This is a genomic window from Sphingobacterium puteale, from assembly GCF_050986225.1.
In the GTDB taxonomy this organism is placed as follows: Bacteria; Bacteroidota; Bacteroidia; order Sphingobacteriales; family Sphingobacteriaceae; genus Sphingobacterium; species Sphingobacterium puteale.
The window spans coordinates 4157771-4175985 of sequence record NZ_CP158959.1 but is presented as its reverse complement, the minus strand read 5'-3'; the positions used below and the strand labels follow the sequence as shown (position 1 = coordinate 4175985).

Here is an 18215-nt window from a genome sequence, read left to right as displayed (position 1 = left end):
TATGAAACTAGCATTAACAAAAAAATATAAACATTTAAGCTTCTTGTATTTAGTGGTGTTGACTTCAATTTTTTCAGGATGTTCTAAATTTTTGGACAAGCAGCCCTTTGATGTGGTCAAGGAAAATTATTATCAGAATGAAAAGGAGGTGATGACCGGACTTGTTGGCGTATACGATATTCTAGGCAGGGAAGACTTTTACGGATCCACCTATTCGAGCTACCTGACCCTGGGTGATGAGGGGGCCTATTTTCGCTCATCTTATCTCGCTGGACCAGAAATCTATAGTTACGACGCTTCTAATCCAAAAATCAATGATATCTGGCGATTTCTGTATGAGGGTATTGAGCGGGCCAATTTTTTTCTGAGCAAAATTGAGGCCGTACAGATGGCTGCTTCTGATAAACAGGCTGTGATAGGTGAAGTCAGGTTTTTGCGGGCCTATTACTATTTTATTTTGGTCAGCAACTGGGGGGACGTTCCTTTGAAAACAGCGCCTACAAGTTCGGTCAGTAATGTCAATATCGCACGTACGCCACAGGCGGAAGTTTATAATTTTATAGTGCAGGAGATGGAAGCAGCGGATTCCATGGTCAAGGACATTCAGGCGTACGGTCATGCTGGCCGCGTTTCAAAATCTGCCGTCCGGGGCATCTTGGCCCGGGTATACCTAAAAATGGCCGGAGCTCCGCTCAATGACGCATCCAAGTATCAAAAAGCATTGGAATGGTCGAGCAAACTGGTCTTTCCACAAGGGGGAGATTATAAACATAGCCTTGTCGCAGATTACAAAAAGATCTTTACAGATATGGCGGCAGACCGGTATAATATCAGCGAATCCATCTGGGAGGTAGAATTCTATGGCAATCGCAGCGGTGATTTTGAAGCTGGGCGCATTGGCAATCAAAGTGGCATACAGACCAGCGATGAGGGCAAGGGCTTTAGCTATGGTCTGTTGGCTGCCACGCGCAAGCTCTTTGAATCTTACGAACCCACAGACAAACGCCGGGACTGGAACATCGCCAGTTATCGGTACAACCATGCCAACAACTTGATCACAGACTCTGTATTCTATACGGCAGCGGAAATTGAGCGTCGGCATGCCGCCAAATTTAGAAGAGATTACGAGACCTTAAAGCCTAAAAACAGGAATTATACGCCAATTAATTTTCCGCTATTACGTTATGCTGATGTCCTGTTGATGTTTGCTGAAGCCGAAAATGAAGTGAATGGCCCCACGGCCCGTGCCAAAAATGCACTTCAGGAAGTACGTGACCGTGCAAATGCTTCAAACCGGAATAATGAGCTAACCAATGAAAGCGAAATGCGAATAGCTATACGGGAGGAACGCTTTCGGGAATTATGCTACGAAGGGTTGCGGAAATTTGATCTCGTACGTTATGGTACTTTCATTGCCGAAATGAAACTGGTTGCCCAACAGTATAACCAGTTGGCGCCGGCCGATTATCGGTACATGGCATTGGCTTTCAATAATGTCAGTGATCGCGATACGTATTTCCCTATTCCAATCAACGAACTATCCCTGAATAACCTGATGACGCAAAATCCCGCATGGTAATACCAGCTAATAATGTGAAAATTATGAAAAGATATATTTATATAGCATCGCTTCTCGTACTGCCAATCCTACAATCATGCGAGAAAAGAGAGGCCATCCCTTTGAACTTAGAAGTCCATACGGATAAAAATAGCTATAAAGTTGGTGAGCAAGTGTTGTTCCATATCAGTGGCAATCCCGACCAGCTGACGTTCTTCTCTGGTGAAGAAGGCCATAAGTACGTTTACCGCGAGCGCACCAAAGCTATTCCACAGGCTGTAACACTGGAGTTTTCGACCAACCGTCGTTATGGTACGGATGCGCAACAGCCGAATTCTCTCCGCCTACTGGTATCGCAGCAATTTGCAGGAGTTTATCAGCCTGATGCGATCAAGGAGAGCGACTGGGTGGATATTACCGCCGCATTTAAGTTATCTGGCATCCAGGCCAATGACGCTACCTACGTATCCTCGGGACAAGTTGATCTGTCGAAATTAAGTGCGTCGGGTTTTAATCTGAATGCGAATGCCATGGTTTATTTTGCTTTTAAATACACCGGGAATACCGGATCGACACAGCCCCGTTGGTGGATCAATCAGTTCAGCCTAAATACCGAAACAACAGAGGGCATCACCTTGCCGGTAGCAAATCTGCAAGGTGCAGCCTGGACCTCAATCGGTCTGGAAAATTCTCCTGTCTCCTGGTTATTAAGCAGTGCGGGGCTACGCTTTCAGGGTGGCGGAGCAACAATAGGCTCCAATCAGGTGTGGGCTATCTCAAAACCGCTGGACCTCACCAGTGTGACACCGGACAAAGGGGTAGCGCTCAAAAATATGAGCACCCGTATGGATACCTATGCTTACACTTTCACAGCTCCCGGGACTTATGAAATTACTTTCGTAGGCAGTAATAGCAATGTGTACGGAGAATACCCTGTAGTCAAAACAGTCGAACTGGAAGTGACGGAATGAAACCGGCGCATGCGGAAAAAATAATCCGATATTGCCCGAAAAATATAATATACAAGAATCAACAGCGCAGTAAATAAAATCTTATGAAGCAGACACATTATTCTTTTGGACTTAAAATGATATTCTTATTTCTTTTGACAAACCTCTTTTCCTGTGCGCAGCAGCGCACCAAGCAGAACAGTTCCGATTTTGTGGCTGCCGGCTTTACGCGAGCCAGAGCGCAATATGACCTGCTCCTTGATAACAGCAACTTTCCTCGGACGCTGGATACAACAGGGCATGTGGTGGGAACCGATGAATGGGATTGGACAGGTGGCTTTTTCCCGGGCGCGCTTTGGTATATTTATGAGTATACAAAAGATCCCCAGGTCAAAGCTCAGGCCACAGCATGGACCGAAAAACTGGAAAAGGCGAAGGATCTGACCCAACATCATGACATTGGTTTTGTGATGTACTGTTCGTATGGCAACGCTTTACGGCTGGAGGACGATTCTACAAAGATCAAAAAATACCAGCAGCTCCTCGTACATTCAGCAGAGTCTGCCCTGAAGCGCTTTGATCCGAAAGTTGGACTGATCAAATCCTGGAATGAAAAAGCTTCCTGGGACGGAAAAACGGTATGGAAATATCCGGTGATCATCGATAATATGATGAACCTGGAGCTGTTGTTTTTTGTATCAACATTAACTGGAGACCCCAAATACAAAAATGCCGCCATCAGTCATGCCGACCATACCCTGAAGAATCATTTCAGGCCCGATTACAGCACCTACCATGTGGTGGACTATGATCCCAATACGGGAGCAGTCCTGCATCAGCAGACCAATCAGGGCTATGCCGACAATTCAACCTGGTCTAGAGGGCAGGGTTGGGCAATCTATGGCTATACGCTGCTCTACCGCGAGACCAAGGACAGTAAATATCTGGATGCAGCCAGGAAAGCGGCAGATTTTTATATGAATCATCCCAACCTGCCAAAGGATAATGTTCCCTATTGGGATTTTAATGCTGGCCAGGAAGGATACCGACCGGATGTGGATTATGCAAACCGAAAGCTGAACTATATACCACGGGATGCGTCGGCGGCTGCACTGGTCAGTGCAGCCTTGCTCGAATTATCCACCTATATGACCGAAGCAGATGCCAAACGCTATTATAACTTTGCCGAAAGCACGTTGAAATCGCTCTCCTCCAGCGAATACTTGGCTGAAAAGGGGACCAATGGCGGCTTCATCCTTAAACACTCGACAGGAAGCATGCCACATAAAAGTGAAATTGATGTTCCGCTTATCTATGCAGATTACTACTTTTTAGAAGCGTTGCTACGTTACAGAAAACTAAATGGGGCCTAGTATGAAGATTAAAACGATACTATTGTCGTGCTTTTTGTTGGGCTGTTCGCTATGGTCGTTCGCCCAGCAACAGCCTATGGGCAGCTCCGATAAGATGGCCTGGTGGTCAGCATCCAGATTTGGACTGTTTATCCACTGGGGCCTATATTCTCAGACTGCCGGTGACTGGAATGGCAGGCCAACACGGGGCGGAGAACATTTTATGTTATATGAAAGGATCCCACTGCAACAGTATGCGCAGATCGCCAAAGATTTTAACCCTGCTGCATTTGATGCCGATACCTGGGCAAAGGCCGCCAAGGGGGCCGGCATGAAATACATTGTCATTACAGCAAAACATCACGATGGGTTTGCCATGTTTAATTCCCCCAGCAGCGATTATAATGTTGTCCAGCAGACTCCCTGGCAGCGGGACCCAATGCGGGACCTGGCTGATGCCTGCAAACGTTATGATTTAAAACTTTGCTTTTACTATTCATTAGGGCGGGACTGGGCAGATCCGGATGTTCCTACCAATTGGCCTAGCAAGGCCGGACGAAGCAACTTCTGGGATTATCCAAATGAAGACGCCAAAGATTTATCAAAATATATCGAGCGAAAAGTAAAACCACAATTACACGAATTATTGACACAGTATGGTCCCATTGGTATAATATGGTTTGATACGCCCGAACTCTTTACTAAAGAACAAAGCACAGAAATCCAACAGTTCATTACCGATTTACAGCCCAATTGCATCATCAATAGTCGTATCGGCAATCACCTGGGCGACTACGAAGTCGTTGAGCAATCCCTAATGAATAAAGCAAAGGGCAAATGGGAGGCCTGCATCACAATGAGTCGCAATTGGGGTTTTAATAAGCATGATACAGTCTGGAAAAGTCCCGAAATATTGGTTAGAAATCTTGTAGAAGTGGTTAGTAGAGGTGGAAATCTGCTGCTGAATATCGGCCCGAAAGGGGATGGTACCTTTCCTGTGGAAAGTATGGCCAGATTACGGAGTATCGGAGATTGGATGAGCCTCAATGCAGAGGCAATATACGGGTCAGGCGAATGGAAAATACAAAGCGAAGGAAACCAGTTACATGAGGAGGAAACCGAGATCGCGGGGCAACAAACGATCAAAGACGCCGAAAATGATGCCACCTCAAAAGATATTGTGTCCGACATCCGTTTTACGACAAAGGATGGCTTTGTTTATGTGTTTGTACGAAGTCCAAAGACCGACTTTGCGGCGGTAAAAAGTCTGGCAGCAGGTCAGGCGCAAATAGCTAAAATTACGCTATTGGGAAGCAAGCAGAAAATCAAATGGAAACAGGACGCTAAAGCATTACATCTTCCTGTCCCTTCAGCGACAGACGGAGAGATACCTGTTTATGTTTTCAAGGTAACACTTGTTGGCCAGTCATAACGCTATACAACACTATCAATAAAAGGAAAGAAAGGATATTCACAACCAAATTATAACCAGATGAAAAAGATCATTTTCAGTTTTGCGGTACTCGGTCTGCTGTTAAATTCTTGTTCCAGCCCATTGGAAGGACTCGATTCCACAACAGCAACCCATGTTTCCTTATACGGTAGTTCGGTAACAAAAAGCAGTCTGTCCGGCTCTGGCCTGGTTTCTGCCGGGATGACACTGGCGGAAATCAATGCTGAAATCGCACAGGCAAGTGCCGGTGATACCGTATGGGTGGAAGCCGGCACTTATCTTATTGATGGTGCCCTGCTGATGAAGCCCGGTATTACACTTATGAAAAGCGGAAATACAAACCCCATCTTTGATGCCCGGGCATCGGACAGCCAGCTGCTTCGGCAGACCTTCAGTGCGGCCAATGTTGCTGGCTGTACATTCTCGGGCATTACATTTTGGAATCTGACTTTTTACATCAATAATGCGTCTGACGTAACTTTTAAATGGTGTATTTTTGACTATGGCATTAAGAAAGCAGGCAGTAACAAATCGAATGATCTGCATGATGCTTACATTCGCCTGATCGGCACGGATAAAGCCACCGTTTCAAACTGTGTATTCTCCAGGAGGCAGGGAAACAGTGGAAGAGGGGTGTGGAACGGGTCGGGCAGTACAAATTCAAAGATCATCAACAATACCTTTGGCAATGCTGGCACAACGGGTTACTTTATCACGGCGATAAATGATAATTCTCAAAGCAATAGTCTGATCAGTGGAAATACCATTTTACGCAATGTATCTTTCAATAATGAAGATGCTAATACCGATCATGGTATTTATGCACATAGTTTTAACGGCCTGACAATACAGAACAATGTGATCAAAGGCTGGCCGGCGAATGGAAGCGGTGGTGCTATTAAAGCTCGAAACGGGCAGAACTTGGCTATCCTCAACAATGAATTCCATACTTCGGGGATTTTACTGTATATCTATATTGAACCTTCCTCGTACCAGTATCTTAAAAATGTACAGGTCAAGAACAACAAGATTTACCTGGATTCATTGACCGGAGGCATGTATGGTGGGATCGGCTATTGGCGGCAGAGCGGTGTTACCGGACAGGAAGAGTCAATTCTGATATCCGGCAACGAGATGCCAAATGGATCAATTAGTATTTCGGGATCCAATGGCTTTAGCAGCGCGCAGTTTAATCTATCGGGTGGTGGGGTATTCAACAATGATCTACACCTGCCTTTTCTTTCGCTTGCGGCAGGTGTAAGTCAATCGGGTAATTACTAAGGCTAATAGTTCCATTTTTGTGCCATCGTAGTTTACGAGAAATGCCAGTGCCATTTTTTTATAATGGTTTTGGACCGTAATGATATATCCATAATGACGGGCCCAATAAACATCGTAACCCAATTTCTCCTCTAAGTTATTATTGGTTAATAAATTAGGAAGAGATAAATTTCCGATCCGGGGGCGGGAATCTATTTGGTTGAAAGTAAAGTCGCTATCGAAAACGGTTGCCTTTCAATTGAGGCGATCCCTATGCTAAGATGTCCATAACCCCGATCCGAGGAGTGAATAAAATTCCTCTTTTTAATGAAATGGCAAACACTCACAAGATACGAAAGTCAAGATATGGACGATCCTTACGTTTCAATTGTAGAGAACAATAGATGTTGTATCGATGGCGGATATTCAACATCAGCATCGAAAATATCAACTTTTGTCTGTAGCAACGCTTTATCCCTTATAATCCGATGCTTTGGGAAGACATTCTTGCTGACACACAGATCAAGGGCAACTATCGGGTAAGTATTGCAGCCCTTATCAGGTTCAAGTTATTCTTTTGAAATTGCTGAGTTGAGCGGATCTTTTACCATATTATTAAGAACTTTTTTTGTCATCCGGTTCATGAACGAATCTCGATAGGTCTGTCCGATAGGGACGGCATTTTTATAATGTTCTAATTGAACCATATTCCCATTGATCATTACAATAAATGGAATAGCAATGATAAAAGACTTATGGATTCGCACAAAGCGATCAGGCAGTAATATATTGTTTAAAGCACTTATGTTGAGCTGGACCATAATACTTTTATCATCAGAGGTATAAAAACATACATATTTTGCTTTTGCTTCAATGTATACAATTTCGTAAAGCTTAATTTTAACCAGCTTCCCTTTATATTCTGTTTTGACAAGTATAAATTCTTCCTCTTGTTTAGCGTCGATCGAAAGCTGTTGTTGCGCCCTCTCCACCGCGAGGAGAAAACGTGGAAAAAATATGGGTTTTAATAGGTAGTCCACAACATTCAGGTCAAATCCTTCAAGTGCATATTCTCTGTATGCAGTCGTGAGAATTACCTTATATCTTTCATTCAACATCTTCAAAAATTCCAATCCAGTTATTCCTGGCATTTGAATATCCAAAAACAACAGATTGACCTCCGTGTTGTTAAGTAACTGTAACGCGGCTATTGGATCGGTTGCAGTACCCACTAAATTTAAATAGGGAATCTGTTCAATATGTAGTGTCAGCAGTTCGATATTGTGGGGTTCGTCGTCAATTACGATACAATTTATCATATGTTAGATATTTATAACTATTTCGGTTATGTAATAATTTTCGTCTTCCTTAATTGTAAATGTGTGTGTGCTGCCATACATCAGATTCAGGCGTTGTTGTACATTATTTACGCCGATACCTTTTGATAATTCTTTTGGACCATTTCTTTTTTTATTGCGTACCAAGAAGTTTATTTTGGAGTTTCGGGCCATAATTTCAATTGAGACCTGATTTTTTGCATCATGAAGTTCACCATGTTTAAATGCGTTTTCAACCAGCGTGACTAAAGTTAAGGTAGGGATTTTAGCGTCCTTAAGTTGAATATCTTCGCTGTATCTGATTTTTATGTTGTTATTGAACCGGATTTGGTTCATCTGAATAACTTTTTTTATTTGCTCAGCTTCTAAAGCTAACGGTACAATTCCCTGTTCACCCCAGTCCTCCAATGCGTAACTCATTATTTCTGATAGCAGATGAACTGCCTGTGACGCTTCAGGATTGCTCTTATACGTTTTCGTGTAAATTAAGCTCAATGAATTAAAAAGGAAGTGAGGATTGATCTGATATTTTATTGCCGCCAATTCCGCTTTTAATTTTTCACGCTCCAACTGTTCTTTACTCCTGCGAATCACGTTTGAACAAATAGCTACTGCCACAAAATAGGATATAATGGTGGAGGCAATATTAAGTATTGTTGTTGTGATAAAAAATGAATTCGGACTTAGGGTGCCGGCGCTTTCTCGATCGCTTCTGTGCACGAAAAATGTCCAGTAATATTCATAAATAGTTAGCACGGTGAAGAAGGCGATGACCTGGACTGATACTTTTCCCCAGCGTCGATCCATAATCGCGGGAATAGCAAAATGATATATAAGCACGTAGAAAACTACCGTGCCTTTTATGATTGTATGAGTAAAACTTACATAGAGATTAATTCCACCTTCAAATTGATCAACTGTTTTATCAAAACCCTGAAGTTGTACCAGAAAGAGAAATACGGCGACACTCCATATTCCATAAATCAGGAAAATAACCAAAAACTCCTTCCACTTTATCCCGATTGCTAATGACATTTAAACCTTGAATAACTTATTGCTGTTCTTATTTTTAAACAAAATTAGTTGAAATGGATGATGATTGAAAATTTTATCTATTGACAATAAGATTGTAGGCATGAACGGTACTATTGGTTACATCAAAACGGACAAGCGATATCCAGCAGGTGGCTAGATGTCGTGCTATGGTGATATTAATATAATAGTTTCCGGTCCGAAGTACAAGGACCGGAAATTGATACATTAGGAAATCATATGTTTGTTAAATGGTTGCAGGCTCGGATATTAATTGAGTAGCTATAAAATTACTTGAAGACCTGACGGCTGCATTAGCAGAATGAGCTTAAAATTACAGGGATGCGATTTATTTATATTTGACAAATGTGGCTACAATTTTTTTAACCTTGATATTATTTGTAATCGAGCCACCTGTATAAGTATTATTCTTTTTGCCGTTCTGTAGATTTCCAAAGTCTGATTTTGATGATCCCGTCACTTCCTCGGTGAGTTTCATGACCACAGCATCCGCACCTTTGGATTGGCCGAGTGTTATTACCTTTTGCTGCGCGGCCTCTATGGAGCCAAAACCTTTGCCTATATCCGTTGTTCCCATTACTTCGTATCCTTTTTTAATGTCATTTACATCAAAAAAAACATCCACATGCTGGGTTGGAACATAACTTTTCCCAAAGTAAGATGGTGCAGAACAAGAGGTAGCGGCTAAGGCAATCATTGCAACCGATTTGATCAATAAATTTTTCATTTGTTTAATTCTGTATGAGTGATTTTATTTCTTATTTCGTGCAATATTAGGGGAAAGATAAGTAGGTATAAAGTTTTAAGCATCAATAAAGGTATTCGTGGTATAAACACTGTAATTTACTACATTAAATAGCTTAAGGATCATTTCAATTGGCGTAAGGTCTTAGCACATTGGAGGCAATCTGTAAACTATTGGAATGCCAGCCTAGTGACATTTTAGGATTTATTGAGGGCTGAAGGCTTGATTTTGATCATATAAAATCTTGATGATCTGAACATCTGAAAGTTCACTATTTTTCATAGCCTTACAAATTCAAAAACTGTATTTAAATGTTTCGGTTTTTCGGGAGGAGGTCATTACGGTACTAATTGGTTTGTTTGTTGTGGGGCCTCATATTCTTTGATAATTCTGGTGGTGTGAGATTACCAACTGCTGGCTGTTAGCATGTTGATTTAATATTTAATTAACATAATTTTAATCTAATTTACACTCCTTAATATTCATTAACACAAGTTGTTGTTAGCTTTGAATTGATAAAAAAAGTAAACTTATGTTAAGGAAAGTCATATTGTATGGAATGGTCCTGATGGTGGGAGTCTCCGTAACTTCATGTTCAAAAGATGAAAAAACAGAATCGGAGTCAGGGGAGGTTATCGAAACCGGTACAGCGATAAACATTAGTTCGACATCAAAAAGTGGTCCAGTTGAAGGGAGCCAGGAGACCGGAGCAGACAACGAGGATCTTGTTGCAAACTCTACTTTCAACAGTACCGTAAAGATAAATTTCGATGGCAATTCCGCTACTATAGAAAATTCAGCTTCCGGGGTTACTGTTACCCAATCTGGAGCTGATGTTGTTGTAAACTCTTCAGCCAGCGGTGTTGCCTATGAGCTTACAGGCTCAACAACAAGTGGGGCATTCAAGATCTATTCAGATAAGAAATTCAAGGTCACCTTAAATGGGGTCTCTATTACAAATAACGACGGGCCTGCAATCAATATTCAGTCCGGAAAAAGAGCATTTATTGTACTTCCCGATGGGACAGAAAACAAGCTTACAGACGCGGCTACGTATGCAACATCTACTGAAGATCAAAAAGGCACAATTTTCAGTGAGGGTCAATTGATATTTTCTGGAAACGGGACATTAACTATTTCCGGCAAAACGAAACATGCCATAGCCAGCGACGATTATATACGTATTGTGGAGGGTAATATTCAAGTTTCCGATGCTATTTCGGATGGCTTACACAGTAACGACGGTATTTATATTGATGGCGGGAAATTAAATATTGTAGCAAGCTCCGATGGTATTGAAGCTGAAAAAGGAAGGATTATTGTCAATGGAGGAGAAATCACCCTAAAAGTTGCTGACGATGGGATCGTTGCTTCCTACGAGGATGGTGACGAGACTATAATACCCGATGTAATTATAAATGGCGGAAAAATAAATATCGAAACCACTGGATCAGGTGGGGAGGGAATTGAAAGCAAGGCGACCCTTAGCATCAATAATGGTGAAATTTACATCAAAGCTATTGATGATGCGGTCAACGCCGGGAAAGCAATTTATATCAATGGAGGAACAATCGTAGCCTATAGTACCACAAACGATGGTATAGATTCCAATGGAACGATGACTATTACTGGAGGGCATATTTTCGCTATCGGTGCAAAGAGTCCAGAAGAAGGGTTTGATTGTGATAACAACACTTTTAAGATTACCGGCGGACTTATGGTCGGAGTGGGCGGAGCCACAAGTTCTCCAACGGCAGGTGTTTCTACACAGCCTTCGGCTATTTTGAGTGGCGGTACCGCCAACCAGATCTATAGTGTTCTTGACAAGGATAATAATGAGGTATTAACATTTAAATCGCCTGTTTCTTTTTCAACGTTACTGGTATCCAATGGAAGTTTTTCAGTAGGAGCCTCCTACAAGCTCGTAAGTGTATCTTCAGTTGACGATGCCAATGCGTTTAACGGACTATACTTGAGTGGAAAATTTAGCAATCCAACGCTTACTTCAACGTTTACATTATCAGCCATGGTCAGTAATTTGGGCGGAAGTATCGGCCCAGGTGGCGGTGGCGGTAGATAAAAAAATTGATGCTCAAAAGGCTGTCCAAGATCCCGTCCAAAGAAATTGACGGGATCTTGCAATTTAGATTTTTAATAGAAAGCGATTCCGCTAATTTTTTGCCCGTACCATCAGCATTATAAGCCACCTGAGCTCGTCTGACATTCCAGTAATACTGTTAATCATTCGTTCAAATTTTTCATTAAGCTTTTTTGTTTAAATATTCTTCTACAATCGGCAGGTCAGCTTCGGCCCAGTCGTAGTTCCTTAATTGGGCAGCATCTACCCATATCGCCTGGGCATGCTCCAGCGCTTTTACTTTTCCAGATTGTAGACTGCATACGAAAGGGTTGCAGTGAGAAGTCGGAATGCTGATGCTCGACCATCGTGAGCGATCTGCGTATGGTGATATCAATATTGATCTCCTCTTTGATCTCTCTGCGAAGGCAGTATTCTTTAGATTCTCCGGTTTCGATCTTTCCCCCTGAACATTCCCATTTCGTTGGCAGTTTCATCGCATCATTTACCTTGGTTTGGTTTACCCAAAGTTTTTTGCCCAAATGTGACTAAGCTTATCAAAGCAGCTCCTAGTAGTATGCCAATAGCGCCTATAGAGATTCGAAAATACAATATAGATTTATACTCCATCGCGTACCAATAGCAGCCCTTACAAAAACTGTATTGATAGAGGATGTAAACATCTTCATAAGTAATTAGTATCTTGAAAAGAATCAATAATGCTCCAATTACCCGACAACTTTATCAAATCTTTACAGAATGCTGATTCGTTATCAAATACGTTTTTACTTAACAAGATATCCGTCTGAACAAACCGATTCTAACGGACATTTTGAACAAAAAGAAAAGTGATTGTTTATATAAGTGACCCAGATCGTATTTTACCTGTAAACAAAGATCGAAAGTAGTAGTATACTACATGTAAAAATAATTTTTTCATAATAACCTATTCTTAAACTGATATGCCGACTAAGTTAACAACTCCAGTCCTAATACATTGTTATCGCTTTTATTCTTGAATAAGAAGATTTTTTTTAGCTTTGCTTTACATTCTGCCTAAATGCTTAATTATAAAAAATATAGCGACTATGATCTCCTGACTCTCTTCAATACCAATGATGAGCGCGTGTTAATAGAAATTTATGACCGATACTGGGATAAGATGTTGGCTGTTGCATTTAATCGCTTGGGCAATCTAGAGGAAGCTGAGGAATGTGTGCAGGATGTGCTTTGTAAACTTTGGAAACTTCGCTCAACTTTCAGTTTGCAAAATGAAAAACTATCCAGTTACCTAGCACGGGCAGTCCGCAACCAGACCTTCAACATCATCTATCAGAATAAGCAGAAACGCCAAAAACTAGCAGGATACAATCTACAAGAGAATGTCATCGATTCGATTTCGCCAGAGCGGAAACTTATCATTCAGGAACTCCAACAACAGATTGATAATGCCATCAAAAACCTGCCTCCACAGTGTCAGCTTGTTTTTGTTATGAACAAAAATGAAGGTCTCACAACAAAAGAGATTGCTGATAAGCTTAATTTGTCAGAAAATACGGTCAAATCACATCTTAAAAAAGCGAAAAAAGATCTAGGAAACAATACCGAATTTCTTACGATCATTGTTTTTTTCTCAATTTACTTTCGCTAATAAAAAAAATTGTTGGGCAGACTCACCCTATCCGTCTTTTTTACTGTCTATTTAGATAGGAAACACCCTTACTACCAATTTTTAATTCATGCATAACGATCTTAGATATATAGAAGATTTAATAGTCAAATTTCAGACTGGTATAATTTCTCCACAGGAATTGGCCGAGCTTACGAAATGGTACAACAGTCATTTGGACGAGGAAGTGACCATTGTTACTGATGAGCCTTTGCAAAAGGAACAGATCCGTGAGCGTATGCTCAACGGTCTGCTCGCCAAGATCAGGATCGCCCAGCCAGTAGATAAAAACAATGTATATTGGATGCAGCCGAAATTTTGGGCGGCTTCTGTAGCCGTGTTATTGATACTTTCATCATTGGCATGGTTTGGAATTAACAGGAATAAGCAAGTTAAATCTCCGGATTTTGCAGTGCAGTCCTCCTCAGATGCTATTTTGCCCGGTGGGCCTCGGGCAGTTCTCCTCTTAGAAGACGGGCGAAAGCTCATGCTAGATACTGCGCAAGATGGGATTGTTGTGGATGGTGCGATTCATTATGCAGACGGAAGAAGCTTAGCTAGTAATGTCGATCTGGATAAGATGAGCGATTTACAATTATATGTTCCCAAGGGCGGGATTTATCACATAACCTTATCAGACGGTACACAGGTCTGGTTAAATTCCGAATCACGATTACGTTATCCCGCAAAGTTCGCATCTACTGAGAGAGAAGTGGAGCTAGATGGAGAAGCATTTTTTATGGTAAAAGGACAGTTCAGCACTAAAGGAAAGCGTATTCCTTTTTTCGTAAAGACGGAACAGCAGACCGTGGAGGTCCTCGGTACACAATTCAATGTAAACGGATACTCCACGCAGTCATTTGTGAAAACAACCTTGTTGGAAGGCAAAGTCAATATCCATGTAGCTGACCAAAAAATTATTCTGAATCCGGGGCAACAGGCTAGCACCCGAGGTAATCTGACAAAAATAAAAACTGTGGATGCGCAGATGGAAATTGCCTGGAAGGATGGCAAATTTAATTTCGACGGCAAATCCTTTGACGAGACAATGGCTGAAATAGGTCGTTGGTATGATTTAACGATTAAATATAATGGCAAGATACCAGACGTCGAATTGGTGGGGGATGCCTATCGTAATGAAAAAATTAACCTTGTACTCCGGTTGCTGGATGCCGCAAATGTTCGTTATCAACTGGATATCCGCAAGCGAGAGCTTATTATTTATTAAAAAACAAACTATTTACCTAAACAACGATCATGATGAAACAGACCTAATGACCATGAAGAGTGCCGTATAAAAGAAGGAAAGGACGGCCATCCTTTCCTTTGATTATCGGTTGCAACAAAGCCAAACTAAACAATTAGCAGATTTTGCACTAACCAAACCCACGTAAATTTAATGAATAAAAATTACTTATTAAAAGTGATGAGAATTACACTATTCTTACTATTGACTGGAATATGCGCTGTGAGTGCTAAAAGTTATTCACAACAAATTACCTTCAAAGGCCGTAATGTTTCCCTGGAGGCAGTGATTCAAGCCATTCGCCAGCAAACGGGCTACAGTATTTTCAGTACCAAGCATACCCTAAGCAGTACTGTGCCTCTTACTATAGACGTCAAAAATATGGAACTGGATCAGTTTCTCAGCCTAGTGACGCGCAATCAGCCTTTAACGTATCAGGTAGAAGATCGGACGATTTCTTTTTATAATTCAGAAAAAAACAGTTCGAAAATCCAGTCCGGTACAATTTCTACTCAACAGCAACGCATTACCGGAAAAGTCATCCATGCCGAGTCAGGTGAGCGCATTGAGAGTGTTACCGTACAGATAAAAGGAACAAATAGGGTAACTACCACCGATGCAAAAGGGCAATTTCAGTTGCTTGCTACAGGCATGCAACACGAAGAATTTGTCATACTGTTTCGTCACATCGGTATGAAACCTAAAGAAGTTGCTTACAGCGGTCAAAAGTTTATTGAAGTAAAACTTGAGCCCGCCGCTGCTACAGAAATCAAAGATGTCGTTGTTACAGGAATTTACCAGCGTGACAAAGAAAGTTTTACGGGCTCTTCATCCACTTATACAGCCAAAGAACTGAAGATGGTCGGCAATCAGAATGTTTTACAGAGTCTAAAGACCTTGGATCCCTCTTTCGCCATTGTGGATAATAACCAGTTTGGATCGGATCCGAATCGCTTACCCGATATCGAGATTAGGGGCAAAAGCAGTGTGATTGGCCTCACTGACGAATACAGTTCCAACCCCAATCAGCCACTTTTTATTTTAGACGGTTTCGAGAGTACCTTGGCCGTGATAGCAGATCTGAGTATGGACCGTGTCGAAAGCATCACTTTACTCAAGGATGCCGCCGCGTCGGCCATTTACGGCTCTAAAGCCGCCAATGGGGTGGTGGTGGTTGAAACAAAACGCCCTAAACCCGGACAGCTACGGATCAACTATACGCTCAATGGTAGCATTAGCTATGCAGACCTCACCGACTATAACCTCATGAATGCTGAAGAAAAATTACAATTTGAGTTGTTGTCTGGCTTCTATGGTATGCTCGATGACAAAGGGCAGATTATATTAGGGGCTAATCCCGTCAGTGAAGCAAATTATTTAGAGCGCTTAAAAGAAGTGCGTCGCGGTGTCAATACCTATTGGGCAAACGAACCCTTGCGCACTGCGATCAACCAGCGGCATACACTTTTTGCAGAAGGTGGCGACCAAAGCTTACGGTATAGCGTTTCTGTTAACCATGGGATTACCAATGGCGTCATGAAAGCTTCAGACCGAAAGGCAACTAACGGCAATATTCGTCTCTTGTACCGAAAAGGAGATTTATCATTTACCAATTCATTGAGTATTGACCATGTAGTAGCGAATAAAGAAGTTTCTCCTTTTTCCACATTTTCGAGGGCCAATCCATATCACCGCAAATACGATGAAAATGGAAATATCAAAATGGTATTGGAAGACTTTAGTGCGACCCGCTCCGGTTATGATCCAATTTATAGCCCTTTTTACGATCTCAACAATTTGAATATAAATACACAGGGGTCTGAGGGCTTTACCAATAATTTTGAGATCGAGTGGCGCATGCTGCCAGAGTTGCGGGCAAGGGGGCGTTTTGGCCTGCGCAGTTTAAATTTACACGATGAAATATTCCGCTCGCCCTTTAATGTGGAGTTTGTGGGTACAGACCAGTTACAAAAAGGATCCTATCAGGAAAACAATGGTAAGAATGTGAATTATGACGGTGATTTTAGTCTCACCTATGGGAAGCTCTTCGCAGACAAACATATGCTCAATGCGGTGCTGGGAGCACGTATGGAGCAGGCCACTACCAAACGTAGTAGTTATCAGGTCCGAGGGTTTATTGATGATGAGTTCTCAAACCCAAATTTCGCTTTAGGCTATCCCGAAGGACAGCGTGCAGACTACATGCAATCCAAGCGGCGTGGCGCCAGCTTCTTTATGAATATGGGCTATTCTTACGACAAACGCTACCTGTTGGATGCGACCATAAGATCTGACGGTTCTTCGGTATTTGGATCCGAACGTCAGTTTTCGACAATATGGTCTTTGGGTTTAGCCTGGAATGCACATAACGAAAGCTTTTTCAAACAGTTTCATTGGATTGATCAATTGCGTTTGAGAGCTACAATAGGTAATCCTGGCAATCAGAATTTCGACGATTATATTTCAATGCGTGTTTACCGTTATAATAATGACAACCGTAATCCCTTTGGGGCGAGTACAATTATCAGCAATATGGGCAATAGCGGACTCCGTTGGCAGACAACTTTGGACCGCAATTTAGGTCTGGATTTTACAACATTTAAAAACCGGCTTCGTCTCAATTTCGATTATTTCGTAAAGAGTACAGATCCCTTATTGGTGCTTGTGTCATTACCCACCTCTACAGGTGTAAATACCGTGGCTAAAAATATGGGCGCACAGGTTACCCATGGTTTTACGATAGCTGGTGATTATACTTTGCTTCGAAGAGAGCAATTCAACTGGCGTGTCAATCTAAATATGCGACAGCTAAAAGCAGAATATCAAAATATTGGTAATCAGCTGAGCAATTTTAACGAGGCCAATAAAAGCCGTAATCTCATCCGCTATTATGACGGAGGCAGCCCATCCGACCTTTGGGCCGTGCGTTCTTTGGGCATCGATCCCGCGACCGGACGGGAGATCTTCCTGAATAAAAATGACCAACAGACTTTCGTACACGATTATAGAGATGAAGTTGTTGTGGGAAATAGTGATCCCGACCTCGAAGGAATATTAGGTACCAGCTTCTACTATAAGGGGTTTTCGGCTTCGGTTAACTTGCGCTATAGATGGGGGGGGCAATCATTTATGCAGACACTTTTTGAAAAGGTAGAAAATATTTCGGCAAGGGATGTCGCACTTAATCAGGATAAACGGGCATTGTACGACCGCTGGAAGCAACCGGGAGATGAGGCAAAATTCAAAGCGATTTCCAATACAGACCAGACACCCATTTCATCGCGGTTTGTCGCGGATAACAATATGCTCGTCGGTGAGGCATTTTCGGTTGGCTACGAGACTACTACAGCCGGCTGGTTAAGATCCATCCGCGCCTCTTCAGTAACTTTTAGGGCGTATATGAATGATATCTTTCATCTTTCGACTATAACAAATGAGCGCGGAATAGATTATCCCTTCGCACGGTCAGTCTCATTTTCGGCTGGCATTCGGTTTTAATAATTAAAGATCTAAAA

Annotated in this window: 13 protein-coding genes and 1 pseudogene; 10 read left to right on the top strand and 4 right to left on the bottom strand. The window is 42.0% G+C overall.

Translation table 11 applies throughout. The features are described from left to right. Position 1: 1 nt before the first annotated feature. From ABTV71_RS17740 to ABTV71_RS17720, 5 genes are all read left to right on the top strand, one after another. Complete coding sequence (locus ABTV71_RS17740; RefSeq protein WP_433900518.1) at positions 2 to 1579, top strand: RagB/SusD family nutrient uptake outer membrane protein; 1578 nt, start codon at positions 2 to 4, stop codon at positions 1577 to 1579. Between the two features lie 23 nt (positions 1580 to 1602). Continuing rightward, positions 1603 to 2529, top strand: a complete 927-nt coding sequence (locus ABTV71_RS17735) for a DUF5017 domain-containing protein (RefSeq protein WP_433900517.1) — start codon at positions 1603 to 1605, stop codon at positions 2527 to 2529. 116 nt (positions 2530 to 2645) lie between these two features. Next, positions 2646 to 3881 carry a glycoside hydrolase family 88 protein gene (locus ABTV71_RS17730; RefSeq protein ID WP_433903719.1) on the top strand — a complete coding sequence of 412 codons (1236 nt, stop codon included), beginning with the start codon at positions 2646 to 2648 and terminating at the stop codon, positions 3879 to 3881. Position 3882: 1 nt separating this feature from the next. After that, on the top strand, positions 3883 to 5292 hold the full coding sequence (locus ABTV71_RS17725) for an alpha-L-fucosidase (RefSeq protein ID WP_433900515.1): 1410 nt from the start codon (positions 3883 to 3885) through the stop codon (positions 5290 to 5292). 60 nt (positions 5293 to 5352) lie between these two features. After that, complete coding sequence (locus ABTV71_RS17720; protein WP_433900514.1) at positions 5353 to 6594, top strand: right-handed parallel beta-helix repeat-containing protein; 1242 nt, start codon at positions 5353 to 5355, stop codon at positions 6592 to 6594. A 548-nt stretch (positions 6595 to 7142) separates the two neighbouring features. Here the strand turns inward: ABTV71_RS17720 and ABTV71_RS17715 are convergent. The 3 genes from ABTV71_RS17715 to ABTV71_RS17705 form a co-directional block, all read right to left on the bottom strand. After that, entirely contained in the window at positions 7143 to 7892 is a 750-nt protein-coding gene (locus tag ABTV71_RS17715; protein WP_433900513.1) for a LytR/AlgR family response regulator transcription factor, read from the bottom strand. Between the two features lie 3 nt (positions 7893 to 7895). After that, positions 7896 to 8945: a sensor histidine kinase gene (locus tag ABTV71_RS17710; protein ID WP_433900511.1), complete on the bottom strand. Its 1050-nt coding sequence runs from the start codon at positions 8943 to 8945 to the stop codon at positions 7896 to 7898. A gap of 346 nt (positions 8946 to 9291) precedes the next feature. Beyond that, complete coding sequence (locus ABTV71_RS17705) at positions 9292 to 9690, bottom strand: hypothetical protein (RefSeq protein WP_433900510.1); 399 nt, start codon at positions 9688 to 9690, stop codon at positions 9292 to 9294. Between the two features lie 167 nt (positions 9691 to 9857). On the opposite strand from ABTV71_RS17705, the pseudogene ABTV71_RS17700 reads away from it, so the two are divergent. Then, positions 9858 to 9926 (top strand): annotated as a pseudogene (locus ABTV71_RS17700) (helix-turn-helix domain-containing protein); the annotation flags it as partial. Between the two features lie 314 nt (positions 9927 to 10240). Continuing rightward, positions 10241 to 11788 (top strand): carbohydrate-binding domain-containing protein, encoded by a 1548-nt coding sequence (locus ABTV71_RS17695; RefSeq protein WP_433900509.1) that lies wholly within the window; start codon positions 10241 to 10243, stop codon positions 11786 to 11788. Between the two features lie 221 nt (positions 11789 to 12009). Here ABTV71_RS17695 and ABTV71_RS17690 read toward each other — a convergent pair whose 3' ends face one another. Next, positions 12010 to 12327 (bottom strand): NUDIX domain-containing protein, encoded by a 318-nt coding sequence (locus ABTV71_RS17690; RefSeq protein WP_433900508.1) that lies wholly within the window; start codon positions 12325 to 12327, stop codon positions 12010 to 12012. Positions 12328 to 12845: 518 nt separating this feature from the next. On the opposite strand from ABTV71_RS17690, the gene ABTV71_RS17685 reads away from it, so the two are divergent. From ABTV71_RS17685 to ABTV71_RS17675, 3 genes are all read left to right on the top strand, one after another. After that, on the top strand, positions 12846 to 13436 hold the full coding sequence (locus ABTV71_RS17685) for an RNA polymerase sigma factor (protein WP_121126585.1): 591 nt from the start codon (positions 12846 to 12848) through the stop codon (positions 13434 to 13436). Positions 13437 to 13524: 88 nt separating this feature from the next. Further along, positions 13525 to 14682 carry a FecR family protein gene (locus ABTV71_RS17680; protein WP_433900507.1) on the top strand — a complete coding sequence of 386 codons (1158 nt, stop codon included), beginning with the start codon at positions 13525 to 13527 and terminating at the stop codon, positions 14680 to 14682. A 198-nt stretch (positions 14683 to 14880) separates the two neighbouring features. Beyond that, entirely contained in the window at positions 14881 to 18198 is a 3318-nt protein-coding gene (locus ABTV71_RS17675; protein ID WP_433900506.1) for a SusC/RagA family TonB-linked outer membrane protein, read from the top strand. Positions 18199 to 18215: the final 17 nt, after the last annotated feature.